This window comes from Polaromonas sp. P1_F8 (assembly GCF_056405635.1).
Genome location: NZ_JBFUBS010000001.1, coordinates 1,088,560 through 1,113,844 on the forward strand (window position 1 = coordinate 1,088,560; position 25,285 = coordinate 1,113,844).

The 25,285-nt window shown below is 61.1% G+C and carries 25 protein-coding genes; 10 read left to right on the forward strand and 15 right to left on the reverse strand.

From position 1 onward, the window contains the following. Positions 1-12 precede the first annotated feature (12 nt). A complete protein-coding gene (tolA, locus tag AC1D1J_RS05095) occupies positions 13-891 on the forward strand; it encodes a cell envelope integrity protein TolA (protein WP_477685314.1) in 879 nt (292 codons plus the stop codon). A 72-nt stretch (positions 892-963) separates the two neighbouring features. Here the strand turns inward: tolA and dnaE are convergent, their stop codons facing one another. Then, the gene (gene dnaE / locus AC1D1J_RS05100; protein WP_477694034.1) at positions 964-4,446 is read right to left on the reverse strand and encodes a DNA polymerase III subunit alpha; all 3,483 of its coding nucleotides are present in this window, start codon (positions 4,444-4,446) and stop codon (positions 964-966) included. Positions 4,447-4,532: 86 nt separating this feature from the next. Here dnaE and AC1D1J_RS05105 point away from each other — a divergent pair, with 86 nt between their 5' ends. Both AC1D1J_RS05105 and egtB read left to right on the forward strand, forming a co-directional pair. Then, positions 4,533-5,339 (forward strand): sulfurtransferase, encoded by an 807-nt coding sequence (locus tag AC1D1J_RS05105; protein WP_477694035.1) that lies wholly within the window; start codon positions 4,533-4,535, stop codon positions 5,337-5,339. A 120-nt stretch (positions 5,340-5,459) separates the two neighbouring features. After that, entirely contained in the window at positions 5,460-6,803 is a 1,344-nt protein-coding gene (gene egtB / locus AC1D1J_RS05110; protein WP_477694036.1) for an ergothioneine biosynthesis protein EgtB, read from the forward strand. Positions 6,804-6,819: 16 nt separating this feature from the next. Here the strand turns inward: egtB and AC1D1J_RS05115 are convergent, their stop codons facing one another. The 6 genes from AC1D1J_RS05115 to AC1D1J_RS05140 form a co-directional block, all read right to left on the reverse strand. Then, positions 6,820-7,515, reverse strand: coding sequence for a DUF599 domain-containing protein (locus AC1D1J_RS05115; RefSeq protein WP_477694037.1), 696 nt, complete (start codon positions 7,513-7,515; stop codon positions 6,820-6,822). Positions 7,516-7,573: 58 nt separating this feature from the next. Beyond that, a complete protein-coding gene (locus AC1D1J_RS05120) occupies positions 7,574-8,458 on the reverse strand; it encodes a pirin family protein (protein WP_477694038.1) in 885 nt (294 codons plus the stop codon). Then, complete coding sequence (locus AC1D1J_RS05125) at positions 8,455-8,862, reverse strand: OsmC family protein (RefSeq protein WP_477694039.1); 408 nt, start codon at positions 8,860-8,862, stop codon at positions 8,455-8,457. The genes AC1D1J_RS05120 and AC1D1J_RS05125 overlap by 4 nt, the downstream gene beginning before the upstream one ends. A gap of 40 nt (positions 8,863-8,902) precedes the next feature. Next, positions 8,903-9,457, reverse strand: a complete 555-nt coding sequence (locus AC1D1J_RS05130; protein ID WP_477694040.1) for a flavodoxin family protein — start codon at positions 9,455-9,457, stop codon at positions 8,903-8,905. A 96-nt stretch (positions 9,458-9,553) separates the two neighbouring features. Beyond that, complete coding sequence (locus AC1D1J_RS05135) at positions 9,554-9,949, reverse strand: DoxX family protein (protein ID WP_457280229.1); 396 nt, start codon at positions 9,947-9,949, stop codon at positions 9,554-9,556. Positions 9,950-10,075: 126 nt separating this feature from the next. Next, entirely contained in the window at positions 10,076-10,777 is a 702-nt protein-coding gene (locus AC1D1J_RS05140) for a pirin family protein (RefSeq protein ID WP_477694041.1), read from the reverse strand. A 109-nt stretch (positions 10,778-10,886) separates the two neighbouring features. On the opposite strand from AC1D1J_RS05140, the gene AC1D1J_RS05145 reads away from it, so the two are divergent. The 5 genes from AC1D1J_RS05145 to AC1D1J_RS05165 all read left to right on the forward strand — a co-directional run bounded on the left by AC1D1J_RS05145 (position 10,887) and on the right by AC1D1J_RS05165 (position 15,749). Continuing rightward, complete coding sequence (locus tag AC1D1J_RS05145) at positions 10,887-11,849, forward strand: LysR family transcriptional regulator (protein ID WP_477694042.1); 963 nt, start codon at positions 10,887-10,889, stop codon at positions 11,847-11,849. Between the two features lie 179 nt (positions 11,850-12,028). Further along, complete coding sequence (locus AC1D1J_RS05150; RefSeq protein WP_477694043.1) at positions 12,029-13,102, forward strand: NAD(P)/FAD-dependent oxidoreductase; 1,074 nt, start codon at positions 12,029-12,031, stop codon at positions 13,100-13,102. Further along, the gene (gene gluQRS, locus AC1D1J_RS05155; protein ID WP_477694471.1) at positions 13,099-14,079 is read left to right on the forward strand and encodes a tRNA glutamyl-Q(34) synthetase GluQRS; all 981 of its coding nucleotides are present in this window, start codon (positions 13,099-13,101) and stop codon (positions 14,077-14,079) included. Before AC1D1J_RS05150 ends, gluQRS begins: the two co-directional genes overlap by 4 nt. Continuing rightward, a complete protein-coding gene (gene trmB / locus AC1D1J_RS05160; RefSeq protein ID WP_477685305.1) occupies positions 14,076-14,816 on the forward strand; it encodes a tRNA (guanosine(46)-N7)-methyltransferase TrmB in 741 nt (246 codons plus the stop codon). The genes gluQRS and trmB overlap by 4 nt, the downstream gene beginning before the upstream one ends. Before the next feature lie 18 nt (positions 14,817-14,834). After that, the gene (locus tag AC1D1J_RS05165) at positions 14,835-15,749 is read left to right on the forward strand and encodes an RluA family pseudouridine synthase (protein ID WP_477685304.1); all 915 of its coding nucleotides are present in this window, start codon (positions 14,835-14,837) and stop codon (positions 15,747-15,749) included. A gap of 74 nt (positions 15,750-15,823) precedes the next feature. Here the strand turns inward: AC1D1J_RS05165 and AC1D1J_RS05170 are convergent, their stop codons facing one another. The 7 genes from AC1D1J_RS05170 to AC1D1J_RS05200 all read right to left on the reverse strand — a co-directional run bounded on the left by AC1D1J_RS05170 (position 15,824) and on the right by AC1D1J_RS05200 (position 20,508). Further along, the gene (locus AC1D1J_RS05170) at positions 15,824-16,402 is read right to left on the reverse strand and encodes a class I SAM-dependent methyltransferase (RefSeq protein ID WP_477694044.1); all 579 of its coding nucleotides are present in this window, start codon (positions 16,400-16,402) and stop codon (positions 15,824-15,826) included. Between the two features lie 123 nt (positions 16,403-16,525). Next, a complete protein-coding gene (locus AC1D1J_RS05175; protein WP_477685303.1) occupies positions 16,526-17,239 on the reverse strand; it encodes a hypothetical protein in 714 nt (237 codons plus the stop codon). 118 nt (positions 17,240-17,357) lie between these two features. Beyond that, complete coding sequence (locus tag AC1D1J_RS05180) at positions 17,358-17,549, reverse strand: hypothetical protein (protein ID WP_477685302.1); 192 nt, start codon at positions 17,547-17,549, stop codon at positions 17,358-17,360. Positions 17,550-17,620: 71 nt separating this feature from the next. After that, positions 17,621-17,944: a hypothetical protein gene (locus AC1D1J_RS05185; protein ID WP_477685301.1), complete on the reverse strand. Its 324-nt coding sequence runs from the start codon at positions 17,942-17,944 to the stop codon at positions 17,621-17,623. Between the two features lie 84 nt (positions 17,945-18,028). Further along, positions 18,029-18,361, reverse strand: coding sequence for a hypothetical protein (locus AC1D1J_RS05190; protein WP_477685300.1), 333 nt, complete (start codon positions 18,359-18,361; stop codon positions 18,029-18,031). A 324-nt stretch (positions 18,362-18,685) separates the two neighbouring features. Further along, the gene (locus tag AC1D1J_RS05195; protein WP_477685299.1) at positions 18,686-19,807 is read right to left on the reverse strand and encodes a transglutaminase-like domain-containing protein; all 1,122 of its coding nucleotides are present in this window, start codon (positions 19,805-19,807) and stop codon (positions 18,686-18,688) included. A gap of 143 nt (positions 19,808-19,950) precedes the next feature. After that, positions 19,951-20,508 carry a TlpA disulfide reductase family protein gene (locus tag AC1D1J_RS05200; RefSeq protein WP_477694045.1) on the reverse strand — a complete coding sequence of 186 codons (558 nt, stop codon included), beginning with the start codon at positions 20,506-20,508 and terminating at the stop codon, positions 19,951-19,953. A 148-nt stretch (positions 20,509-20,656) separates the two neighbouring features. Here AC1D1J_RS05200 and AC1D1J_RS05205 point away from each other — a divergent pair, with 148 nt between their 5' ends. Next, positions 20,657-21,163: an N-acetyltransferase family protein gene (locus AC1D1J_RS05205; RefSeq protein WP_477685297.1), complete on the forward strand. Its 507-nt coding sequence runs from the start codon at positions 20,657-20,659 to the stop codon at positions 21,161-21,163. A gap of 243 nt (positions 21,164-21,406) precedes the next feature. Continuing rightward, on the forward strand, positions 21,407-22,435 hold the full coding sequence (gene egtD, locus AC1D1J_RS05210) for an L-histidine N(alpha)-methyltransferase (RefSeq protein WP_477694046.1): 1,029 nt from the start codon (positions 21,407-21,409) through the stop codon (positions 22,433-22,435). A 103-nt stretch (positions 22,436-22,538) separates the two neighbouring features. On the opposite strand, the gene alaS is transcribed toward egtD, so the two are convergent. Beyond that, positions 22,539-25,199: an alanine--tRNA ligase gene (gene alaS, locus AC1D1J_RS05215; protein WP_477685295.1), complete on the reverse strand. Its 2,661-nt coding sequence runs from the start codon at positions 25,197-25,199 to the stop codon at positions 22,539-22,541. Positions 25,200-25,285: the final 86 nt, after the last annotated feature.

Here is a 25,285-nt window from a genome sequence, read left to right on the forward strand (position 1 = left end):
CCACAACCCACCATGCCCAGCGCCGCAGACCGCCTCGAATTCGGACCGCCCCGCGACAGCGGGTCGTTGCGCGCATTCGGGCTGGCCCTGCTTGCCCACATCCTGCTGATGGCCGCGCTGACCTGGGGCATCAACTGGAAGCACAGCGACAAGGCCGTGTCGTTTGACGCCGAAATCTGGTCCAGCGTGCCGCAGGCGGCAGCGCCCAAACTGGTGGAAGCCCCCACCCCACCGCCGCCTCCACCCGCACGCCCCACGCCGGAAGTGAAGACACCGCCGCCAGCGCCCAATGTCGACATCGCCCTGGAGCAGGAGAAAAAACGCAAGCTGCTGCAGCAGCAAAAAGAGGCCGAGAACCAGAAGCAGGAAAAGCTCAAGGCCGAGCAGCTCGCAAAAAAGGAAAAAGAACTGAAGGCCAAGGAAGAGCAGGCCAAACGCAAAGCCGCTGAAGACGCCAAAAAGGCCGAAGCGAAGAAGCAGGACGCGAAAGACGACGAGAAGCAAAAACTGGCCGATGCTGCAGCGAAGAAGCTGCGCGACGAGAACCTCAAACGGATGATGGGCCAGGCCGGTGCCACTGGTGGCGCCGAGGCCAAAGGCACGGCGCAAAAAGCCGGTGGGCCCTCAGCGAGTTATGGCGGCAAGGTCAGGGCCAAGGTTGTGCCCAACATTGTGTTTACCGAAGACATTGCGGGCAACCCGACTGCCGAAGTAGAAGTGCGCACCACGCTGGACGGCACCGTCATCAGCCAGCGCCTGGTCAAATCCAGCGGCAACAAGGCATGGGACGACGCGGTGATCAAGGCCATCATCCGCACGGGCACCATGCCGCGCGACGTGGATGGACGTGTCCCGACACCCATGATCCTGGAGTTCAGGCCTAAGGACTAGGCTTGACCGCAAACACTTCGCTATCAATTCAATAGCTGCTTGCGCCCGGCCTTATTAGGCTGAAGGCCTATTTCACTCATAAACAATCTGCACCAACCCTTTGTCGGCTTGCGCCATCCAGCTGGCCAGCGCGGCATCGGTGGGGAAGAATTTGGCCGCTTCCCCTAGATGAAGCTCCGCCGCCACGCCGCCTGCCTCCCCTTGGCGCCTGAGGCTCAAGCGCACCGGCAAACCGCGGCTGAGCTCTCCCTGGTCTGACATCTCGCGGCGCGGCGGAAAGTCCCTGACCAGCCTGGAAATATCCGGCGCCGTGCCGTTGACCGCAACGCGCAGGTACTTGCCGAATTTGCAGCGGGCAGTTTCCAGGTCCCAGACCTGCGTGACCTTGAAGCGGCGGCCGAAGCGCTCCGACGCGCCTTGCAAAGTACCTTGCACGATCACCAGTTCGTCGTCCTTGAGCAGGTTTCGGTTGGCGTTGAAGGTCGTTTCGTCCACCGAGGCTTCAAGCACGTCGGTCTTGTCGTCGAGCTTGAAAATGATCAGCTTGCCGCGGTTGCCGTTGATGACGCGCAGGTCACTCAAAATGGCGGCCAGCAGCTGCGGCTCGCGCGAATCGATCAGGTCCTCAATCTTGCGCTTGGCAAACTGGCGCACTTCAGTTTCCACCTCGTCAAAGAGGTGGCCCGAGAGATAAAACCCGATCGCCGTTTTTTCCAGTACCAGCCGCGCCTTCACACCAAAAGGCATGGCCTCGACCAGCGCCGGCTCCTGGGTGCTGGCCGCGTGCGAATCGGACATGTCGAACAGCCCGCCCTGGTTGGCATTGGCTTCGGTTGCGGCGGCGAATTCAAAGGCGCGGTCCACCGACGCCAGCAGCGACGCGCGGTTGAGTTGCAGGTTGTCGAAGGCACCGCCCTTGATGAGGGCTTCCACCGTGCGCTTGTTGAGCCGGCTGCGGTCCACGCGCACGCAAAAGTCATACAGCGAGGTAAAGGGGCCGCCTTCCTTGCGCGCCGCCACGATGGCGGCAATCGCCTGCTGGCCCGTGCCCTTGACGGCGCCCAGGCCGTAACGCACCGATGTGGCACTGATCGGCTCGAACCGGTAGTCACCGCGATTGATGTCGGGCGACTCGAACTGGATGCCCATCTTCTGCGCGTCACCGAACAGGATCTTGAGCTTGTCGGTGTCGTCCATTTCCACCGTCATGTTGGCGGCGAAGAATTCGGCGGTGTAGTGCACCTTCAGCCAGGCTGTGTGGTAGGCCAGCAGCGCATAGGCGGCGGAGTGCGACTTGTTGAAGCCGTAGCCCGCGAATTTCTCCATCAGGTCGAAGACCTCGTCGGCCTTCTCCTCGCTCAGGCCGCCCTCGCCCGCACCCTTGCGGAAGATCTCGCGCTGGGCGTCCATCTCCTCTTTTTTCTTCTTGCCCATGGCGCGGCGCAGCAAGTCGGCGCCGCCCAGCGAATAGCCGCCCAGGATCTGCGCGGTCTGCATCACCTGCTCCTGGTAGACCATGATGCCGTAGGTCTCTTCGAGGATGGCCTTGACGCGCGGGTCCGGGTATTCGGGCACTTCCTTGCCCTGCTTGCGCGCGATGTAGGTCGGGATCAGCTCCATCGGTCCCGGGCGATACAAGGCGTTCATCGCGATCAGGTCTTCCAGGCGGTCCGGCTTGGCGTCTTTCAGCATGCGCTGCATGCCGATACTTTCAAACTGGAACACGGCTTCGGTCTGCCCCCTGCCGAACAGCTCGTAAACCTTTCGGTCGTTGAGCGGCAGGTCTTCAAACTTGAAGTCTTTTTGCGCCGGATGGCGCGCGATGATGAACTCCCGGGCGATTTCCAGGATGGTCAGCGTGGCCAGGCCCAAAAAGTCGAACTTGACGAGGCCAATGGCCTCCACGTCGTCCTTGTCGAACTGGCTCACGGCGGAGTTACTGCCGGGCTGGGCATAGAGCGGGCAAAAATCGGTCAGCTTGCTGGGCGCGATCAGCACGCCCCCGGCATGCATGCCGACGTTGCGGGTCAGGCCCTCGAGCTTTTGCGCGAGCGCCAGCAGGGTTTGTACGTCCTCTTCCTTGCGCTCACGCTCGGCCAGGATGGGCTCCTGCTCTTTTGCCTGTTCAATCGTGATGTGCTGGCCCGGTTTGTTCGGAATCAGCTTGGAAATGCCGTCGCAAAAGCCATACGGAAAGTCGAGCACGCGACCCACGTCGCGGATGGCAGCGCGCGCGGCCATGGTGCCGAAGGTCACGATCTGGCTCACGGCTTCCTTGCCGTATTTGTCTTTCACGTAATCGATCACGCGGTCGCGGTTGCTCTGGCAAAAGTCGATGTCGAAGTCGGGCATGGAAACCCGCTCCGGATTCAGGAAGCGCTCGAACAGCAGGTTGTACTGCAGCGGGTCCAGGTCGGTGATCTTGAGTGAATACGCCACCAGCGAGCCTGCGCCGGAGCCCCGGCCCGGCCCCACCGGGCAGCCGTTGTTCTTGGCCCAGTTAATGAAGTCACCCACGATCAGGAAGTAGCCCGGGAAACCCATCTTGAGGATGGTGTTGATCTCGAACTCCAGGCGCTCCACATACTCGGGCCGTTTCTGGTCGCGCACGGCCACGTCGCGGTACAGGTGGGCCAGGCGTTCTTCCAGCCCCTCGAAAGACGCGTGGCGGAAGTATTCGTTGATCGGCATGCGCACGCCATTGACTTCCGGCGTCGGGTAGTCGGGCAGCATGGGTTTGCCCAGCTCCAGCGTGAGGTTGCAGCGCCGGGCAATTTCCACCGTGTTGGCCAGCGCGGTCGGCACGTCGGCAAATAGCGCCGCCATCTGCGCGGCCGACTTGAAGTACTGTTCCCGCGTGAACTTGCGCACGCGGCGCGTATTACCCAGGATTTCGCCTTCCGAAATACACACCCGGGCCTCATGCGCCTCGTAATCGTCGTAAGTCAGGAACTGCACCGGGTGGGTAGCCACCACCGGCAGCTTGAGCCGCGCCGCCAGCTGGACGGCGGCCGCCACATGGCGTTCGTCATCGGGGCGCTCGGCGCGCTGCAGCTCCAGGTAAAACCGGTGGGGAAACAGGCCCGCAAAATACAGCGCGCATTCCACGGCCCGTGCGCTGTCGCCCTGCAGCAGCGCCTGGCCCACGGCCCCGCCCTGCGCACCCGACAGCGCAATCAGGCCTTCATTGAGTTCCTGCAGCCACTCTAGCTTGACCACCGCCTGGTCGCGCACCACGTTTTTGGTCCAGGCCCGCGTCAGGATCTCGGACAGATTCAGGTAGCCCTGACGGTTTTGCACCAGCAGCAGCAGGCGCGCGGCGGGCGCCCCGGCCTCCTTGCCTGGCACCTGCACCCACACATCAGCCCCAATGATCGGCTTGACGCCTGCACCGCGGGTTTCCTTGTAAAACTTGACGGTTCCGAACAGATTGCTGAGGTCTGTGATGGCCAGGGCCGGCTGGCGGTCGGCAGCCGCAGCGGCCACAACTTCATCGATGCGGTTGGTGCCGTCGACGACTGAAAATTCGGTGTGAAGGCGCAAATGAACAAACATAAAGGTCATTTTAGGGCCGAGGCTGTCCGCTGAGGCGCCGTGACGCAGTGCAAGGCCCTGCATGCCTGCCTACAATCGACCGCATCATGCAAATCCTGAACATTGCGGCCTATAAATTCGTCACGCTGGCGCACCCTGCGATGCTGCAGGGCAGCATCGAACAGGCGCTCCAGCAACGCGCGATCAAAGGCACCGTACTGCTGGCAGAAGAAGGAATCAACCTCTTCCTGGCGGGCCCGGCGGAAGATATTCATGATTTTTTGGCATGGTTGAAACAGGATGCCCGTTTCAGCGACCTGCAAGCCAAGGAAAGCTGGTCGGGCGCCCAGCCGTTTCGCAAGCTGCTCGTCAAGGTCAAGCCGGAAATCATCCGCATGAACCACCCCGCCATCCAGCCAGCCACAGGTCGCGCTCCGGCGGTGGACGCAGCCACGCTCAAGCGCTGGCTTGACGCGGGCTGCGACGATACCGGCCGCCCGGTGGTGACGCTGGACACCCGCAACGACTTTGAAGCTGATGTCGGCACCTTCAAAAATGCCATCGACTGGCGCATCAGCAAATTCACTGAATTTCCCCAGGCCCTGCTGGCACACCGGCAAGAGCTTGCGGGCAAAACCGTCGTGAGCTTTTGCACCGGCGGCATTCGCTGCGAAAAGGCAGCCATCCTCATGCGCGAAGCCGGTATCGAAAACGTCTGGCAGCTCGATGGCGGCATCCTCAAGTATTTCGAGGAAAGCGGACGCGCGCATTTTGACGGTGAATGTTTTGTGTTTGACGAGCGGCGCGCCCTGGACCCTGAACTGAAACCTCAGGTCAATCCCGTGGCCAAGCCGCTTTCAAGGCCCGTTCCCCCGGCCATCACCACTGCATTCGAGGCCTTGTCTGACAGCTGAAGGCCGGGTGCCGTGCAAAGCTTTTAAGCCGGTCATTGCTATCACACCGAACTTCACCGTTTCCCTTTTGTGCAGGTCATGGGTCAGCCCCCTGTCGCGCCCATCCATACGGTAGCCATCATGCCTACAGAACCATCACTCTCCCGCTTCCAGCCCCCCCAGGCGCGGCAGTTCCCGCTGGCCATGCGCTTTATGGCCATCAGGGCGCAGACCGAAGCCCTGATCGAGCCCCTGAGCCCCGAGGACTGCCAGCTCCAGTCCATGCCGGATGCCAGCCCCGCCAAATGGCACCTGGCTCACCTGACCTGGTTCTTCGAGACTTTCATCCTCGAGCGTTTCGAATCCAGCTTCAAGCCGTTTGATCCAGGTTTCAGGGTGCTGTTCAACAGCTACTACAACGGCGTAGGCGACAAGTACCCACGGCCCAAACGCGGGCTGATCAGCCGCCCCTCCCTCGAGGAAGTGCTGGCTTACCGTGCACAGGTCGACCAGCGCATGCAGGAAGTGATCGCACAGGTAGAAGCCGGTAATGACACCGCGCAGCGCAAAGAGTTGGCCGAACTGGTCACCTTGGGCCTGCACCACGAGCAACAGCATCAGGAACTGCTGCTGACGGACATCAAGCATGCGCTGTCTTTCAATCCGGCACGTCCCGCCTATGCCAGCCGCTGGCCGCTGGCAGGCATTCACCCACAGCCGGTGGACTGGGTGCGCCACGACGCGGGTCTGGTGGAACACGGCTTTGACGCGGGACGCGACGGTGAATTTGCCTTCGACAACGAAACGCCGCGCCACAAGGTGTATGTAGCGGCCTTCGAGCTGGCCAGCCGACCCGCCACCAATGGCGAGTTCATGGCCTTCATCGCCGACAGGGGCTATCAGCGCCCGGAGCTATGGCTTTCCATGGGCTGGGATTGGGTCACCGAGAACGGCGTTAGCCTGCCCTTCTACTGGCAGGGCTCCGGTGGGCGCTACCAGCACTTCACGCTGCAAGGGCTGATTGATGTAGACCCGAACACGCCGGCCTGCCACCTCAGCTACTTCGAAGCCGATGCCTTTGCGCGGTGGGCCGGTGCACGCCTGCCGACAGAGTTTGAATGGGAGCTGGCAGCGCGCAGCGTGGTGGCCAGCCCCGTGCCGCAGGGCAACTTTGTGGAAAAAGCGGCATACCACCCGCTGCCGCAGCAGGAAGAAAATCGTGGGCTACCGGCCCAGATGTACGGCGACGTCTGGGAATGGACACAGTCCAACTACAACCCCTATCCCGGCTACAGGCCCTGGGAAGGCCTGGTGGGTGAGTACAACGGAAAGTTCATGTGCAACCAGTTTGTGCTGCGCGGCGGCTCGTGTGCCACGCCGCAAAGCCACATACGTGCCAGCTACCGCAACTTTTTCCCGCCCGATGCCCGCTGGCAGTTCAGCGGCCTGCGCCTGGCACGTGACCTGCCCGATAGCCGGCTCTGAGAAAAACCCTTCGCGACTATTCGCGCAACACGTCCAGCACGTCCGAGTTGAACTCGCGGTTGTACAAAATCAGCACCACCACGGCGGTCGCCAGCGCAAATGCGAAAGTGGAAAAAAACCAGGCCATGATGCCGAAGCTGAAGTAGTAGGCCCGGAGCCCATCGTTGAAGGTTTCAGCAGCAAGAGCCACCATGCGACTGGCGCGCGTGGCAAAAACCTCCCGGTCAAATTTACCGACCTCAAACTCTTGCGGCGACGGCATCGAGCCAATGAGCAGGGCGACAAAGGTGTACTGGCGCATCGACCAGCTGAAACGGAAAAAGGCGTAGACAAATACACCCACCATCATCAACACCTTGAGGTCAAAAATCAGCACCGAGGTGCGCACGGCAAACGGGATTTCGCGCACCAGCTCGGCCGCCTTGTCGGTGGTGCCGAGTAGCGCGAACAATCCGCCGATGATGATGATCGTGGTCGACGAAAAAAACGCGGGCGTGCTGGAAAGATTCTGCGTGATGATGCCGTCGATCACGCGCGGGTCGCGCGAGGTGGCCTGTATCAGCCAATGGTGCCGGTAACGGTTGGTGGTGCGCAGCAGCGAAGGCCGTTTGACCCCATAGTGCCGGGCAAACCAGGCATAGCCCATCCAGCCGCCAAAGAACCAGACGATGGCCATCCAGTCGGACCAGGGAAGCAGGCTGAAAATTTGCATCGCGTGATCTTAAACGCAGGGATTTCCCTCAAAAAGCTTTTGCCAGACTTGCCGGGCCTCAGCCCGCGGTGAACTTCCGTTCAGGCAACGGGATGAATTCGGTCTCCCCGGGCACCTGTCCCATGGCCTGGGCGTCCCAGTCCTTACCGGCCTGCACGATGCGCTCCTTGCGGCTGGAAACAAAGTTCCACCACATGAAGCGGTGCGCATCCAGTGCGTCGCCGCCGATCACCACCAGGCGCGTCGGGGTGTTTGCGCTGAGCTTTACTGCTGTGCCGGGCGAGAGGGTCGCGAGGGTGTGCATTGCCAGAGGCTCGCTGTCCAGCAGCAGGTCGCCGTCCACCGCGTACAGCGCCATCTGCGCTGCCAGCGGCGGCAGCGTGAAGGGCGTGCCCGCCGCGAGCGCCACATCCAGGTAAAGGGTTTTGGAGAAGGTCTTGACGGGCGAGACTTTTCCGAATGCCTCGCCGACCAGCACACGCACCACCGCACCGTCCACGGATACCTCGGGGATGCTGTCCGCAGGCGTGTGTGAAAAACCGGGTGCTGTTTCTTCAAACTCTGCTGGCAAGGCAGCCCACAGCTGCAGGCCGTGGTTCACATATGGGGTGTCACGCAGGTCGTCGGGCGCGCGCTCCGAATGCACAATGCCGCGTCCTGCCGTCATCCAGTTGATGGCACCGGGTTCTATGCGCTGGGCAGAACCGATGCTGTCGCGGTGCATCATGGCGCCTTCGAACAGGTAGGTCACGGTGGCCAGGCCGATATGCGGATGCGGCCGCACGTCATGGTTGGTACCGGGTTGTTCGGTCACCGGGCCGAAGTGGTCAAAGAAGATGAAAGGGCCGACAGACTGCTGCTGCGCAGAAGGCAGAAGGCGGCGCACCATGAATCCGCCGCCCAGGTCCTTGTGATGTCCCGTCAGTTTCAACGCAACGCTCATGCCAGGCGCTCCACTTCGGTCGTGATCTCCGTCGTGACGGTGCTCATGAGTTTGTGCACCGGGCATTTCTGGGCAACGGTGTGCAATTCCTGCAATTGGGCGTCCGTCAAGGCACCCTTGATCTGGAGTTTGGTGGCAAGCCTGTAGACACCGGCGCGTTCCTGGGAGTCGTCTCGCTCAACCCGCGTTTTTATCTCATCGACTGGAATGCCCTTCTTGCGGGCGTACCACATCACGGTAACAGCCTTGCAGGCACCGAGCGCCGCGTCATAGAGGTCATGGGGTGAGGGGCCGGCATCATCACCGCCTTCTGCCAACGTAGCGTCGGTAATCAGCTCGTGGCTGCGGATCTGCAGATGCTGGGCCAGCTCCGCCGGAGGGTTGCGCCTGAGTTCAACGGTCATGACAATTCCTGTAAAAAGAAAGCTGGTTTAGACAGCTGATTTAGGGAGCGAATCTCGCGGCGATACCGGCTACGCGCTGCCCGAAGTTGCGGGCGTTGTCCAGGTCGCCTGCGTTCATTTCGCCGGCACCTGCATCTGATGGCGATTGTGCGACGGCGCCACTGTAAGAGCCAAGGTAGTTGGTATCGCTGCGCACCGCCGCCTTGCTGTTGCTGGGCAACACGCCCTGGCTGACCCAGATGCCACCATGCTGCATGGCCAAAGTAAAGAGGTAATTCAGCGTCGACATCTTGTCACCGCCCATGGCTGCGCTGTTGGTGAAGCCGGCAAACAGTTTGTCCTTCCACGCCTGGGTGTACCAGGGTTTGGAAGAAGCATCGGCAAACTTCTTGAACTGCCAGCTGACGCTGCCCATGTAGGTGGGTGATCCCATGATGATGGCGGTGGCGGCATCGAGGGTTTCCCAGCCGCCTTCGGGCAGGTTGCCCTCGGCATCAATAGCCACCAGTTCAGCGCCCGCGCCCTCGGCGACTGATTGCGCCATGCGTTGGGTATGGCCGTAGCCGGAGTGGTAAATCACGACAACTTTGGACATTCAGTGTCTTTCACGGCAGAGGGTTGAAATCTAAAGCAGGCAAACAAAAAGGCTGCAGCAGGGCTTCATGCCCAAAGCTGCAGCCCCGTTGATGGATCAGCCCTTGGTCTTGCCGTCTACGCTCCAGGCGCCGCCACCGAAAGCCGCGACGGTGAACAGGCCGCCGACAATGGCCATGTTCTTGAAGAACGCCATCTGTTGCGCAGGGTCAACCCAGAACGCGTGAAAGACGCAGGTGATGACGACGGTGAAGACGCCAATGGCCAGCGCGGCCCAGCGCGTCTGGAAGCCCACGGCCAGAAGGATGCCCAAGCCCAGTTCCACCACGATGGCAATGGCGGCAGCAACTTCAGGCAGCGGCACGCCTTTGGAGGCGATGTAGCCCACCGTGCCTGCAAAGCCGGCAATCTTGGAAAAACCGGCAGGCACAAACAGCAGGGCCAGCAGCAGGCGGCCGATCAGGGACAAAGGGTTTTGCAGGGAATTGAGCATGATGAGTCCTTATGAATAAAGTAAACGGGGAAATGATGGAGGAAAAAAACACTCTGGGCAAGCACCATGCGACTGTACGCATTCGGCACCTGACCTGGGTGATGGGTTACAGCATGTGACCGGGCGTTACGGTGCCAGGTCAAACACCAGCACCTCGGCATCCTGGCCGTGGCCCAGTTGCAGTGTGCCTTCTGCCTGCAGCGCAGCAGCGTCGCCGGCCTTCAGCACCTGGCCGTTGACTTCAAGCTGTCCGCGAATCAGGAACACATAGGTTTTTCGCTTTGCGTCGAGCGGGAGCGCGGCGGTTTCCGCGCCGCTGAAGAGGCCTGCATAGAGCCTGGCATCGGCATGGATCAGCACCGAGCCCTGGCTGCCGTCGGGCGAAGCCACCAGCCGCAACGTGCCGCGCTTTTCGGCATCGGCAAATGTTTTTTGCTCGTAGCTGGGCGGAATGCCGGTCACATTGGGCTCGATCCAGATCTGCAGGAAATGCGTGGTCTGGCCGTCTGCGTGGTTGAACTCACTGTGCTGCACACCGGTGCCCGCGCTCATGCGCTGCACATCACCGGGCGGGATGCCCTTGATGTTGCCGATGCTGTCCTTGTGCGCCAGCTCACCGCTCAGCACATAGCTGATGATTTCCATGTCCTTGTGGCCATGGGTGCCAAAGCCGCGGCCGGCGGCAATGCGGTCTTCGTTGATGACGCGCAGGTTGCCAAAGCCCATGTGGGCCGGGTCGTAATAGCCTGCGAACGAAAAGGAATGAAAAGATTTGAGCCAGCCGTGGTCGGCGTAACCGCGTTCGCCGGATGTTCTTAAAGTCATCATGAGGTGCTCCTTTCAAGGTGCATTGAACTGCGTTGCAATGACTCCAATGTAGGCGCCGGCAGCCCGCTTTTCATTGCTGCATTTTGATGGCATCATTCAAATTATTTGAATGATATTTCCCCCAATGAGCAATAACCGGATTCGCGACGCCCTGACCCCCGAGAGCATCAGCCTGATTGGCGCCGTGCACAGGGCCGGCAGCATGGCGGCTGCGGCGCGCGAGCTGGGCCTGGTTCCCAGCGCCCTCACCTACCGCATCCGCCAGGTGGAAGACGCCCTGGACGTACTGCTGTTTGACCGGTCATCACGTCAGGCCAAACTGACCGAGGCCGGCAAGGAACTGCTGCGTGAAGGCAACCGCCTGCTGGCCGAACTCGACGCCGTGGCCAACCGCGTCAAGCGCGTTGCCACCGGCTGGGAACCGCAGCTCACGCTGGCCGTGGACAGTGTGATCTCGCGCACCACCGTGATGGAGCTGTGCGAAGCTTTTTTTGCCCTGAACCCGCCCACACGCCTGCGGATTCGCGAAGAAGCGCTGTCGGGCACGCTGGAAGCGCTTACCTCCGGCCAGGCAGACCTGGCCATCGGGGTGGCCATGGAACCGTCCGTCAATACCTCGGTGCAACACAAGACACTGGGCAGCATTCATTTCATCTACGCAGTGGCACCGCACCATCCACTGGCAAAAGCTGCTGAACCGATAACGGATGCGATGCTGATGCCCCACCGGGCCGTGGCCGTGGCGGATTCCGTGCAGCGTGGCAGCGGCATCACCGTGGGCCTGCTCGGTGGCCAGGACATTTTTACGGTGCCCGGCATGCAGGAAAAACTGCAGGCCCAGCTGCGGGGCCTGGGCGGCGGCTTTTTGCCGGAATACCTTGCGCGTCCGCACGTCGCCACCGGCAGGCTGGTCGAGAAAAAAATGCAGCGTGCCCCACGCCTGGTACCCATGAGTTATGCGTGGCTGCGCGCCGTGGATGGCCATGGCGGGCGGGCGCTGCAGTGGTGGCTCAAGCAACTGGAAAATCCCGCCACGCGAAAAGCCCTGTTGGAGCGTGATCAGTCTGCATGAAAACCCGTAGTGACACGCAATATCTGCGCATGCGCTGCGGCTGCGTGTAGAGTGTGCTTGAAACAGGTTCTTAAAGTTTTCGTTTATGGTTGAGATGTGATGACATACGCCGGGACGCCGCAAATCGCTTGAACGATCCGCAGCACGCCCATTCGTCAAACCGCACAAAGTACAAAGACATGACAAAAAAATCCATCCGCTCCCCTGAATCCGCGGCTCCGCGCCGCATTGCCGTCATAGGCGCAGGCATTGCGGGCATTGCCTGCGCCCGCACCCTGGTGCAGGCCGGGCACCGCGTCACGGTGTTTGAAAAAAGCCGGGGCGCCGGCGGCCGGATGGCCACACGCGAAAGCGAATTCGGCGGTTTTGACCACGGCACGCAATATTTCACCGTGCGGGATGCGCGGTTTGAAAAGGCCCTGGCCACCGCTACCGGGCTGGTCCGGCCCTGGAGCGCCAACACCGTGCGCATCCTCGACGAACTCGGCCGTGTCGTGGCCTCGGCGCTGCCGCCCAAGGAAGCTCACTGGGTCGCCTCACCCGGCATGAACGCACTGGTGCGGCTGTGGGCCCAGCCCCTGGATGCCGCCGGCCAGCTCGCGCTGGAAACCGAAGTCATGCGGATAGAACCCGACAAGCTGCACGCCAGCCAGTGGCAATTGCAAACCGAAGGACCCGGCGCAGACAGCCGCGTCCATTCGGGTTTTGACACCGTCATTCTGGCGGTGCCGTCTTCGCAGGCGCAGGCCCTGTTGCTCAGCTCGCAACAGGCCAAGCCCCTGGTGGCCGAGCTGTCCGAGGTTAGCGTTGCGCCCTGCTGGACACTGATGCTGGCTTTTCCGCAAGCGATGCAACCCACCATGGCGCACCTGGGCCCCCACTGGAATGCGGCGCGCAGCACGCACCACCGCATTGCCTGGCTGGCGCGGGAATCGTCCAAGCCCGGACGCAGCCCGATCGAACGCTGGACCGTGCAGGCCAGCCCGGAATGGTCGGAACGCCACCTGGAAGACGATGCCGAGCGCGTCAAGGCCAAGCTGCTGAAGGCCTTCACAGAAGTGACAGGCATCCGCGCCCAGCCGCCGCATGCGGCGGTGCACCGCTGGCGCCACGCCCAGACGCAGCAGCCACTGGGAAAAACCCACGCCTGGGATGCCAAATCGCGCATTGGCGCCTGCGGCGACTGGTGCCTGGGTCACCGGGTAGAAGACGGCTTTGTCTCGGGCCTTGAGATGGCCCTGTCCGTGATCTGAACACGGCCTACCGGGGCCGGTTTGCCCCATCCCCCACAGGCCCGCTCCACGCGGGCTCGCTGGTAGCGGCCCTGGCCAGCTGGCTGGATGCCCGGGCTCACCATGGCCTCTGGCTGGTACGCATCGAAGATGTCGATACCCCGCGCTGCGTACCTGGCGCAGACCGCGTCATTCTTGAACAGCTCGCCTGTTGCGGCCTGGTACCCGATGAAGTGCCGGTTTACCAGTCACAACGCGGCGCCCAGTACCAGAACGCCCTGGATTCACTGGTCACCCGGGGACTGGCCTACCCCTGCGCCTGCACGCGGCAGGACATTGCGCAGGCGCTGGCGGCTTCCGGGCAGCCACGCGAACGCCATGGCGAACTGGTGTACCCCGGCACCTGCCGCAATGGGCTGCATGGCCGTGCTGCACGTGCGTGGCGGTTTTTGACACAGAATTATGTGCCAAATAGTGGCCTTGACCAATCAGGACGGGCGCAAGCAGCTATAGATTTAATAGCAATCGATGCCACGCCACCAGCTGCCGCACAAGCCGAAGTCCGCTGGAACGACCGCCGCCTGGGCACACAGATGCAAAACGTCGGCCGTGAGGTGGGCGACTTTGTCCTGAAACGGGCGGACGGCCTCTGGGCCTACCAGCTCGCCGTGGTGGTGGACGATGCAGCCCAGGGCATCACCGACATCGTGCGCGGTGAGGACCTTGCCGACAATACCGCGCGGCAAATCCTGCTGCAGCGCGCACTCGGCTTGCCGCTGCCGCGCTACCTGCACACGCCGCTGGTGCTGGGCGCCAATGGCGAAAAGCTGTCCAAGCAGAACGGTGCCCAGCCGCTGGACACCTCCCAACCGCTGACACTGTTGGCCCAGGCGGGCCAAACGCTGGGGCTGGAAGTCGAGCGTATAGTCAACGCGCGGACGCCCGCAGAATGGCTTCAGCAGGCCATCCCACTCTGGGCGACTAAAATCGGCAAGTGATTGAAACCCTTCCCCCTGAGCCGCCTGCCTCGCCCGCAGGTGCGCCCGCCGACACCCACCCGCCCCACAACATCCGCAGCTTCGTGCGCCGCACCGGCCGCACCACTGCGGGCCAGGCCAAGGCCTTTGCCGATGTGGGCCCGAAGTTTTTGCTGCCCTATGCCGATGCGCCGCTTGATTTCGAAAAAGCCTTTGGGCGTAGCGCCCCCACCATCCTCGAAATAGGGTTTGGCATGGGCGAGGCCACGGCGCACATTGCCGCGCTGATGCCCGAGAAGAATTTCATTTGCTGCGAAGTGCACACGCCCGGCGTGGGCGCCCTGCTCAAGCGTATCGACGAACAGAAGCTGTCCAACATCCGCATCCTGCAGCATGACGCGGTCGAAGTGATTGACGACATGCTCCCCCGCGCCAGCCTCGACGGCGCGCACATCTTTTTCCCGGACCCCTGGCACAAGAAAAAACACAACAAGCGCCGGCTGATCCAGCCACCGCTGATCACCAAACTGGCGGCCCGCCTCAAACCCGGTGGTTACCTGCATTGCGCCACCGACTGGCAGCCTTATGCCGAGCAAATCCTGGAAGTACTGAGCGCTGAACCGCTGCTGAAAAACACCGCGGACAGCAGCGCCGGCGGCTATGCGCCCAAGCCAGCCTACCGCCCACTGACCAAATTTGAAAACCGCGGTATCAAGCTGGGGCACGGCGTCTGGGACGTCGTGTTTGTGCGTGCCTGATCTTGCGGCTGCGCGGGTGTGAGTAAAACACCCAAGCTCGGGCTGCATGGCTTGACCACGCGGGCAGGTATCAGCCCCAGCTGCGTCGGCCTGCCGGCCGGCAACTGGCCGAGCATCACTGATTTCCTGGTGGCCCGCTTCCCGGCCATCTCGCGCCAGGTGTGGCTGCAACGCATGCACGACGGACTGGTGGTCGATGAATTCGGCGAAGCCGTCACCGCCGAACGGCCCTACCGCGGCCACATGCGCGTGTACTACTACCGCGCGCTGGACGAAGAGCCCCGCATTCCCTTTGAAGAGACCGTGCTGTTCCAGGACAAACACCTTGTCGTGGCCGACAAGCCGCATTTTTTACCTGTGACGCCCTCCGGCCACTATCTGCAGGAGACCCTGCTGGTGCGCCTGAAAAACCAGCTCGGCATCGACGGCCTCGTACCCATCCACCGCATCGACCGCGAAACGGCGGGCCTGGTGCTGTTCTCAGTCAACCCGGCTGAACGCGATGCCTACCAGTCACTGTTTCGCCGGCATGAAGTCACCAAGCACTACGAAGCCGTGGCGCCATGGCGCGCCGATATTGGCTTTCCCATCACGCGCAAAAGCCGCATCGTCGAAGACGAGCCTTTTTTCCGGCAGCGTGAAATAGAGGGCCAGCCCAACAGCGAAACGCTGATCGATGTGCTCGAAGTGCGCGGCGACCAGGCCCTGTATGCCCTCAGCCCCGTCACAGGCAAGAAGCACCAGCTGCGCGTGCACATGAATGCGCTTGGCCTGCCGCTGCTGAATGACCGCATGTACCCGCCGGTAGAGCACACACCGGAAGACGACTACCGCTACCCGCTGCAGCTGCTGGCCAAATCCATTGCATTCATGGACCCGGTAACAGGCGAGCAGCGACGCTTTGAAAGCCGGCTGGCGCTGCGGAATCTGTAGCGCTGATCAGGGCTTGACCCTTGGTACAGGTCACCCATAGCGCCAAGCCGAAGGGGGTCTGCTGGAACGATGGGTCAGGTGCCGCGTTGGACCACGACCTCCCACAGCGCTTTCTTGCGAACGTACTTGTTGGTCGTCTGGTGTTCCCTGGACAAGACCTTCCATCCGGTTGCGAACAGTTCGTCGACGCCCTGCTCATCAAAGAACCTCTTGGCCTGGCCGTCCACAAGGTAGTAGTTGGGCTCAATGGCAGGATGCCCAGTGGCTCCAAAGTTTTTGTCCTGAACCGAGTTCAGCCGGCACAAGAGCAGCCCACCCGGCTTGAGCGTCTGCCTGATGCGGCTCACAAGTTCCAGGGTTTCTTGCCATGGAAAGTAGTGCAGGGTAAGGCTTGCCACAACGGCACCAGCTTCGCCAGGGCGGAGGGGAAACGGATCTCTGATGTCCTGGCATGAGATGCGTGCCTGAGGTGCCCGGAGCCTCGCAGCGGCGACAGAGGTGGCCGAAAGATCGAAGGCGAGAACGGAAAGGCCGGCACCGACCAAGGTGGACGTGTCTGCGCCTGTTCCACAGCCGATCTCAAGCACCGGCAGTGAGTCGGCTGACTCCTGGAGCATCGGAAGCCATCGGCCAAGCCATGGGTCGTGGAGCATGTGTTCCTTGATTCCTAACGTTTGAGGTGAGCGGTTGCCGCAGGCAGTCCGCTGGAATGATGGGGTAAGTTTTTCATGGGCGTGCGAAAAGTGCAATTGACTTGCATCCGTCGGTCGTTCCGCCTAACGCGCGCCTTTGATTTGTTGAGCAGCGAGTTGCGCCGTCCTCTTGATTCCATCTCGATACGCCTCAACCAGCTCCGCCGCTCTACTGAGGGCATCCTCGAACGATGCGAAGGTGTAATTCGCGTTGGCGGTGATCTCGTCATCCGAATTCTTGTTGGCGTCTGCGCCATAACTGATGGATTGCGAATAGATCGAATTCTCTGTCTTTATGTCTACGAGTTCAAACGAGACATTCAACCTGGGTGCGAACGTCGTCTTTAGCCGACTGGAATAAAGTCCCATATTCGATATGGTCACCGTCAGTATGCTGTCCGCGGCGATTGCGCTATTTTTGTAGTCAATCGACGTCGGGTCGTCCTTTTCATATTTGATTCCATCTCCCGGTACGGCGCTTTGGTTGGCCTCCTTCAAAGCACTCAAGGTGGCAGATGCAAGTTCCTCTTGTACGTCGAAGGCCTGCTTTGCCAGCGCCGCCTTAAGTTCGTTGATTCGATTCTTTTCAACCCCCTTCTTCACGAAGAAGGCCGGGCCGGGAAAGATGATATCCAGGCCGTTTGGCGCATTTTCAATTGAAAACTTCTCTACCGGCTGAACGGAGGCTACGGCGATAACTCTTTCACCGGGAGTCAAAATCGCCTCTGCCGCACATAATTGCAATGGAAGAATCGAGATAAAGAATAGTGCGATGGTTGTTCGAGTTAAGTGAATCATGTCGTGGGCATAGCGTTTAAAAATTTAATGAAACCTGACATTGGAGTTGGCCGGCACGCAGTGGCAATGCGCCGCGACGTTTTCCGTATCGAGCGACCTGTTAGACCGCAGAACCCTGCTAAGGACGTCGCTGGACAAAGAGCCTCCATGCGGGGTATCCGGCAAGTGGCAGGCAAGTGGCGAGCATTGCGACAAAGCCAAAACCCGACACGATGCCCGGCGCTAGCCACTCGACCAAGCCCACGAGGGTAAAAAACCAGACAAGCCCCATCGCGAAGAGCGCGCCAATGAAATGAATGGCCTTGGACATGGGTGGCTACTCTTATGCGACCTGACGTTTGAATTCAGCGGCCGCCAATGGCGGTCCGCTGGAATGATGGATTAAACAGCACGCTTGAAAGCAAGCATGGAAACTGCGGCCACAAGAGACAGCTTTGAAAGCAGCGGGAGGTATACCGAAAGAACGTGACCCAAAGGAGCTTCGTCATATTCGACGAAGACCATTGCGCGCCAGATTTCAGCGGGACGACCAACGCCAATCGGCAAAAAGAATAAGTTCCAGAGCAAACCGCTGAGGCCAGCTATGGCGAAGCAAGCACCAGCAAGCCATGAGTGACGAAGCCATACAAACACGGCTAGAGCAAGCCATAAAAGCGGCAAGCCCCAGAGCGATAGCTTCGTGAGTCGATGTGCGATGGAGTCCATGAGGTCTAACGTTGAAGGCCACCGGCGCGCAATACACGCCGCGAAGCGGCCTTCTGATGTTGCACGTCCGAGTGGGCCGACCAGTTAGCCCTCATGCGCGCTCCTCAGTTGCACGCGACGAACGAAACGCCATACTGTGAGCCAAACCGCGCCCCAAAGCGCGAAATGAAGTACAGCGGCTCCAACGAATATGCTCTCAGGAGCATCGGAGAACATAAGCAGGCTGACGGGCCATGAAAGAACTGCATGCAGACCACTGAGTAGATTTGCAGCAGCGAGCTCCAATTCGGTTGAAGCCACTTTGAGCTGCGACTGCACGTAGTTGAGTAAACCCCAAACAGTTGCAACGAGCAGCGCCTGGCTGATCGAGAAAACAATCCACAACGCTGCGGCGCGACGAAGACGACTGTTGTTCATGCGGGCTAACGTAATGTATGCCGCAAAACCTGCGGTATAACCTGGCGCTTGCAATCTAATCTGGGCATCTAAAACTCCTGTAAGCCGCTTGCATGCTGGGCCTCAAGCCCATACACGGTAAATTTATACAGTTATAAAAATTCCGTGAAACCCCGCAAATTTTCAGTCCAGTTTTACACAGCTTTTGGCGTTGGGCAAGCTGACAATGCTGATCCAAACAATGAAGCGCTTTACAGCAAGAACGTCCTGACAACACCGGCTCCAATCGCTGTCTCATTGTTTCCTGCATCACCAGCTCTTGTCAGGCTGCACGCCACGTGATGCTCAGGCCTTGACCTCTTTTGCAGTGATCTGATACTTGAAATCATCCGGCGCATAGGAGTCAAAACGGCCGGCGGCGTTTTCAGCTACGGGGTACATGAAGAAGCCGAGCTTCTCGCCGCTGGCCTTGGGCAGCGCGACATCATGCGCTGTGTTGTAGGCCATCCAGTTGCCTTCCCAGCCGCCAAACAGCGCCTTGTTCACAGGCGCGACCACCGGGTTGGCGGTGGTCTTGATCCACTCGGCCGTTTCCAGGCGCATGACCTTGGCCACGTCGGCCGGATCCATCGCCACCCAGCCGTAGCCCTTGAGGTAAACCTCGGAGCGGCAATGCTGCGCGCCCTTCAGGCTGGCGGGGTTGCCCGAGAGCTCCTTGTAGCCAAAGGCTGAAGGCACCAGGCGAATGCCATACACGTCGCGGGCAGGCAGGCCCACCGAGCGGCACAGGCCCACGAACAGCGCATTCAAGTCGGCGCATTTGCCGCCCAGGTTGCCGGTTTCCAGCATGGTCTTGATGTCGCCTTCGCCGCAGCCGCGCACCTTGGGTTCGCGGTAGGTGTTGGCCACAATCCAGTCGTAGAGTTTTTGCGCCTTTTCCACATCCGTCTTGGCACCCTGGGTGGCGGCCACTGCGGTCTTGCGCACAATGCCGTCGGTCGGGATCAGCGCCGTGGGGCGCGTGAAGTAACGCAGCGTGTCGGCGCTTTCGGCGGGGGCGGTTTTCTGCGCCCAGTCCATCGCACGGCCTTGTGTCTGCACGCGGCTGGTCAGCTCCACATAGGGCTTTGGCTCGCTCGCCGCGAACTCCACATACAGCATCTTCGCGCCGTCCTGGCCGTCCTGCATGAGCTTGGCGGTGCCGTTGCTGGAGAAACCATTTTCCAGCGAGTGCTGGTAGTCGCTGTTGACCGAGGGGATCGGCAGCCACACCTTGGTCACGCCTTGCGGTTTGAGGATGTCAACGCGCGTGGTCACGTCGAAAGTTCGCCAGGCGCCGCTTTGGGGTGCGAAGTTGCTGCGGCTGGGCGCGGCGGCAGGCGTCTGGGCAAAGTTGATGGCGGGCAATGCAGCGGCCACGGTGGCAGCTGCGGTGTTCTTCAGGAAAGTGCGGCGTACGGTCGACATGAAAGGTATCTCCGGGTGGGTGTGAGGGCGACGTGCACCGGGGCAGGTAAAGATGCTCCGGGATGTCTGGCAGCCCACACGGCCCGCAAAAGGCAGCGCAAGGGCTGGCCTTGGATTATCGCCGGTGCCGTGCCGAGACAAATTCAGGGCTTGAGCAAGCCGGCAATCAGCTTTTCGGCGGCGGGGCTGGTCCAGTCGACCTCGCCTGTCACGCGCTGGCGCGGCCGGCCTGTGCGGTCGATCATCAAGGTTGTCGGAAAAACCTTCACGCCCCAGCCCCGGGCAACTTTGCCATCCAGGTCCAGCAGCACCGGCAGTGTTACCCCGGTGGTCTTGGCGAACTGCAGCGCACGCACCGCCGGCTCCTTGAAGTTGATGGCCAGCACCAGCAGTTTGTCGTCGCCGTAGAGGTCGGCAATCTGCTGCAGCGTCGGCATTTCAGCGCGGCAGGGCTCGCACCAGCTGGCCCAGAAATTCAACAGCACGGCACGGCCGCGCAAATCGGCCGGGCGCCAGGTCTTGCCGGTGGTGTCCACCAGCGAGAACGCTGCCAATGGACCGGACCAGGGAGACACTTCATAAGCCGGGCCGGTCAGCCCCTGCGACATTGCGGGAAGCGCGGCGACACCTGAGCCGGCGGCGGCTGTCTGCAGCAGGAAATGGCGGCGGGAGATAAACGGGGTCGGAAACGGGGTCGGCATGGGCCCTGGTGTTGGTACGCAGGTTGAGGGGTAAATGGGGTGGACGACTTCTATCGCTGCAAGAACAGGCACTGACTGCATTTTAGGGACCGTATAGCATCCGCTGCATGCGCCAGCCGGCGCCTTCACACAAATCACAGGAACCTTCATGAACATCCATATCCGGAATGCCCAAACCGGCGACGCCGCAGTGATTCACGCCTTCATCGTCGAACTGGCCATCTATGAAAAAGCGGAGCACGAGGTCATTGCGAGCGTCGCAGACATCGAGCGCAGCCTGTTTGAGGCCGGGACGCCTGCCCGCGCTCTCATCTGCGAGATAGACGGCAAGCCTGTGGGCTTTGCGGTGTACTTCCTCAGCTACTCCACCTGGCTGGGACGCAAAGGCATGTATCTGGAGGATTTGTACGTATCGCCCCAACACCGGGGTAGCGGCGCCGGCAAGCGGCTGTTGCGCCACCTGGCCCGGCTGGCTTTTGACAGCGGCTGCGGGCGGCTCGAATGGAGCGTGCTGGACTGGAACGAGCCGGCCATCCAGTTTTACCAGTCGCTGGGCGCCAAGCCGCAAGCTGAATGGGTGCGCTACCGCATGGCCGGCGACACCTTGCAGCACTTCGCGCAGGGGGACACAAGCCAGGTTCAGCCAACGCCCTGAGCCACTCGTGCAATATCGGTGCGGCCCGGCTTTTTGTAAGAAATGGCAGCATTCAGCGACCAAGTGACACAGGAAATGCAGATGGCGGTGAAAGCCGCGCCCAGCCCAGCGGACGGTCCAAAAGAACCCTATATAGGACAGCATTTGGCCGGCACCGCTTGCGCCCAAAGCGGTTCAGTCCTACAAAGGCGTTTCGCTATCTGCTTTTAAATCTGTCGATATCACTTAACTGGCTGATCCAACGTGAACCTGCCCCTCAAATTTCCCGGCCTCGCTGAGGCCCTGCCAACGGCATCGCCGCAGTTCATCAACCTCTACAACGAGTCGCAGCCGGGCCAGACCCAAAATGTGGCGCAGGAGCTGGAAGAAGGTTTGCTTGAGCCCACGGCCACCATCAGCCCCAAATTCTTTTACAACGAGCTGGGCTCGAAACTTTTCGAGGCGATCACGGGCCTGGATGAGTACTACCCAACCCGCACCGAGGCCGCCATATTTGCGGCGTCTTACCCGCAGATCGCCGCCACGCTGAGCGCGAGCGGCGTTCACAACGCCTGCCTGATCGACCTGGGCGCCGGCAATTGCGCCAAGGCCGCAGCGCTCATTCCGCATCTCCAGCCGCGGCAATATGTGCCGGTCGACATCTCGGTGGAATTTTTGCGCGATGCCGCCGCGCAGGTGCAAAACAGTTTTCCCGCGCTCGACATCGTCGGCCTGGGCATGGATTTTTCGTCCGGACTGGTGTTGCCCCGCGAAGTGCAAAGCCAGGAACGGGTGTTTTTCTACCCCGGCTCCAGCCTGGGTAACTTTCATCCGGCAGAGGCCCTGCGGTTCTTGCAGCACATCGCCGACCCGGCGCAAGGCAAGGCGCGCGGCCTGCTGCTGGGCATTGACCTGGTGAAGGACACCGCACGGCTGGAAGCGGCTTACGACGATGCGCTGGGCGTGACCGCTGCCTTCAACAAAAACGCGCTGCTCAACGTCAACGAACTCCTGCACGCGGATTTTGATGTTCGTCAGTGGCGCCACGTGGCGCTCTTCAATACCGCGGAGTCGCGCATCGAAATGCACCTGGAAGCCTTGTCGGACCTCACGGTGCGCTGGCCCGGGCATGCGCGGCGCTTTGGCGCCGGCGAACGCATCCACACCGAATGCTCATACAAGTACACCGTGGAAAGCATGACGGCGCTGCTACGGCAAGCCGGATTCGGGCAGGTTCGCTACTGGACCGACCCGCAAAGCTGGTTTGCAGTGTTCTGGGCCGCCGTTGAGTGAGAAAAGAATGAAAAAAGGCCAATTTCTTGAACGAAATTGGCCTCCAGCCCTTTACCAACGGGCGCGAGCAGCTATCAAATTAATAGCGCTTTGACGGACCGCCTCAGGCGCGCTCGGTCACCCAGGCCTGCACCGACTTCAGTGCATCACCGAGCTTGGACGCATCGGTGCCGCCGGCCATGGCCATGTCGGCCTTGCCGCCGCCCTTGCCGCCCACCTGCTGGGCCACAAAGTTCACCAGTTCACCGGCCTTGACCTTGCCCACGCTGTCGGCAGTCACGCCCGCGGCGATCTGCACCTTGTCGCCATCGACGGCAGCCAGCACGATGACGGCGGTTTTGAGTTTGTCCTTCAGCTTGTCCATGGTGTCGCGCAGCGTCTTGGCGTCGGCGCCTTCGAGCTTCGCGGCCAGCACCTTGAGGCCCTTGACGTCAACAGCCTGCGTGACCAGCTCGTCGCCTTGTGAAGAAGCCAGCTTGCCCTTGAGCGCAGCGATTTCTTTCTCCAGCGATTTGACCTGGTCCAGCACCTGGCTGATGCGGCCTTGCAGTTCGGACGGGCTGGCCTTGAGCGAGCCTGCCGCGGCTTCCACCGTGGACTCGAGCGACTGCAAATAGGCCAGCGCGTTTTCGCCGGTGACGGCTTCCACGCGCCGCACACCTGCGGCCACACCGCTTTCAGCCACGATCTTGAACAGGCCAATATCACCGGTGCGTTTGACGTGAACGCCACCACAGAGCTCCTTGCTGGAGCCGATCGTCAGCACGCGCACGGTCTCCCCGTACTTTTCGCCGAAGAGCATCATCGCGCCGGACTTCTGCGCATCTTCCATGGCCATCACGCTGGCATCGGTTGCCACGTTGGACAAAATTTCGGCATTGACGCGTGCTTCGATCTCACGGATCTGCGCGTCAGTGACGGGCGCGTTGTGTGCAAAGTCAAAGCGCGTGCGCTCGGCATTCACCAGGCTACCCTTTTGCTGCACGTGATCGCCCAGCACTTCACGCAAGGCCTTGTGCATCAGGTGGGTGGCGCTGTGGTTGCGCACGGTCGCGGCGCGCAGCGCGGTGTTGACCTGCGCGGTCACGGTGTCGCCGACTTTCAGCGTACCCTCTTCCTGCGTGCCATGGTGGCCGAACACATCAGCCTTGATCTTGAGCGTGTCGTCTACCGTGAAGGTAGAACCGGCGGCCGTGAGCCGGCCCTGGTCACCGACCTGGCCGCCGCTTTCGGCGTAGAACGGTGTCGTGCTCAGCACTACCACGCCGCTTTGGCCTGCATTGAGTGCCTGCACGGCCACGCCGTCGGCATACAGCGCGACAACTTTGGCGGGCTCTTCGAGCAATTCGTAGCCGGTGAAAGCGTGGCCTTCGCCGGAATATTCCAGCGCACGGTCCATCTTGAACTTGCCGGCGGCGCGTGCCTGGTTCTTTTGCTTGTCCATGGCGGCCTTGAAGCCGGCTTCATCAACCTCGACGCCGCGCTCGCGGCACACGTCGGCCGACAAGTCCAGCGGAAAGCCGTAGGTGTCGTGCAACTTGAAGGCGACGTCGCCCGGCAGCACCTTGGCGCCACCCGCCAGGGCGGTGTCCAGGATGGTCATGCCGATTTCCAGCGTTTCGAAGAAGCGCTCTTCTTCGGCTTTCAGCACGGATGTGATGCGGGCTTCGTCGGCCTTGAGCTTGGGATAGGCATCGCCCATCAGGCGGGCCAGGTCAGCCACCAGCTTGTGGAAGAACGGTGTCTTCTTGCCCAGCTTGTAGCCGTGGCGGATCGCGCGGCGGATGATGCGGCGCTGCACATAGCCCCGGCCTTCGTTGGACGGGTTGACGCCGTCGCTCACCAGAAACGCGGTGGCACGAATGTGGTCGGCAATGACAAACAGGCTCTTGTTGCCCAGGTCTTTTTCGCCGGTTTCGCGCGACGCCGCCTTGATCAGCTCGGCAAAGATGTCGATTTCGTAGTTGCTGTGCACGTGCTGCAAGATGGCGGCCAGGCGCTCCAGACCCATGCCGGTATCCACGCAAGGCGCTGGCAATTTGGTGACGCTGCCGTCGGCGGCCATGTCGAACTGCATGAACACGTTGTTCCAGATTTCGATGAAGCGGTCGCCGTCTTCATCCGGGCTGCCGGGTGGGCCGCCGGGGATGTGGTCGCCGTGGTCGTAAAAGATCTCGGAACATGGACCGCAGGGGCCGGTGTCGGCCATCATCCAGAAGTTGTCGGACTTGTAGCGGCCGCCCTTGTTGTCGCCGATGCGGATCACGCGCTCAGGCGGCAAGCCGATTTCTTTCGTCCAGATGTTGTAGGCCTCATCGTCTTCTTCATACACCGTGGCCAGCAGGCGTTCGGGCGGCAGCTTATAGACCTCGGTCAACAATTCCCAGGCCCATTTGAGCGATTCGCGCTTGAAGTAGTCGCCAAAACTCCAGTTGCCCAGCATCTCGAAAAAGGTGTGGTGGCGCGCGGTGTAGCCCACGTTTTCCAGGTCGTTGTGTTTGCCGCCGGCGCGCAGGCAGGCCTGTACCGAAGCTGCGCGCACGTAGGGGCGCTTGTCAGTGCCCAGGAACACATCCTTGAACTGCACCATGCCAGAGTTGGTGAACATCAGCGTCGGGTCATTGCCCGGCACCAGCGAACTGGAGGGCACCACGGTGTGGCCCTTGGACGCAAAGAAATCAAGAAATGTCTTGCGAATGTCCGAGACGGTGAATACGGGCGTTGAAGCTGACGTGGAGGCTGTCGTGGAGGTGGGATGGCTCATGGTCTGCAATAGTGGTTTTGGCAAGGCGGCGCCCCTCGGGCTCACCCGCTTTGGCTAAGCCTTTGATTATAGGTTTGAGGGGGATG

Coding starts and splice junctions, on each gene's coding strand:
- tolA (WP_477685314.1), top strand. CDS start 13: ATGCCCAGCGCCGCAGACCGCCTCGAATTCGGACCGCCCCGCGACAGC.
- dnaE (WP_477694034.1), bottom strand. CDS start 4,446: ATGTTTGTTCATTTGCGCCTTCACACCGAATTTTCAGTCGTCGACGGC.
- AC1D1J_RS05105 (WP_477694035.1), top strand. CDS start 4,533: ATGCAAATCCTGAACATTGCGGCCTATAAATTCGTCACGCTGGCGCAC.
- egtB (WP_477694036.1), top strand. CDS start 5,460: ATGCCTACAGAACCATCACTCTCCCGCTTCCAGCCCCCCCAGGCGCGG.
- AC1D1J_RS05115 (WP_477694037.1), bottom strand. CDS start 7,515: ATGCAAATTTTCAGCCTGCTTCCCTGGTCCGACTGGATGGCCATCGTC.
- AC1D1J_RS05120 (WP_477694038.1), bottom strand. CDS start 8,458: ATGAGCGTTGCGTTGAAACTGACGGGACATCACAAGGACCTGGGCGGC.
- AC1D1J_RS05125 (WP_477694039.1), bottom strand. CDS start 8,862: ATGACCGTTGAACTCAGGCGCAACCCTCCGGCGGAGCTGGCCCAGCAT.
- AC1D1J_RS05130 (WP_477694040.1), bottom strand. CDS start 9,457: ATGTCCAAAGTTGTCGTGATTTACCACTCCGGCTACGGCCATACCCAA.
- AC1D1J_RS05135 (WP_457280229.1), bottom strand. CDS start 9,949: ATGCTCAATTCCCTGCAAAACCCTTTGTCCCTGATCGGCCGCCTGCTG.
- AC1D1J_RS05140 (WP_477694041.1), bottom strand. CDS start 10,777: ATGATGACTTTAAGAACATCCGGCGAACGCGGTTACGCCGACCACGGC.
- AC1D1J_RS05145 (WP_477694042.1), top strand. CDS start 10,887: ATGATATTTCCCCCAATGAGCAATAACCGGATTCGCGACGCCCTGACC.
- AC1D1J_RS05150 (WP_477694043.1), top strand. CDS start 12,029: ATGACAAAAAAATCCATCCGCTCCCCTGAATCCGCGGCTCCGCGCCGC.
- AC1D1J_RS05170 (WP_477694044.1), bottom strand. CDS start 16,402: ATGCTCCACGACCCATGGCTTGGCCGATGGCTTCCGATGCTCCAGGAG.
- AC1D1J_RS05175 (WP_477685303.1), bottom strand. CDS start 17,239: ATGATTCACTTAACTCGAACAACCATCGCACTATTCTTTATCTCGATT.
- AC1D1J_RS05180 (WP_477685302.1), bottom strand. CDS start 17,549: ATGTCCAAGGCCATTCATTTCATTGGCGCGCTCTTCGCGATGGGGCTT.
- AC1D1J_RS05185 (WP_477685301.1), bottom strand. CDS start 17,944: ATGGACTCCATCGCACATCGACTCACGAAGCTATCGCTCTGGGGCTTG.
- AC1D1J_RS05190 (WP_477685300.1), bottom strand. CDS start 18,361: ATGAACAACAGTCGTCTTCGTCGCGCCGCAGCGTTGTGGATTGTTTTC.
- AC1D1J_RS05195 (WP_477685299.1), bottom strand. CDS start 19,807: ATGTCGACCGTACGCCGCACTTTCCTGAAGAACACCGCAGCTGCCACC.
- AC1D1J_RS05200 (WP_477694045.1), bottom strand. CDS start 20,508: ATGCCGACCCCGTTTCCGACCCCGTTTATCTCCCGCCGCCATTTCCTG.
- AC1D1J_RS05205 (WP_477685297.1), top strand. CDS start 20,657: ATGAACATCCATATCCGGAATGCCCAAACCGGCGACGCCGCAGTGATT.
- alaS (WP_477685295.1), bottom strand. CDS start 25,199: ATGAGCCATCCCACCTCCACGACAGCCTCCACGTCAGCTTCAACGCCC.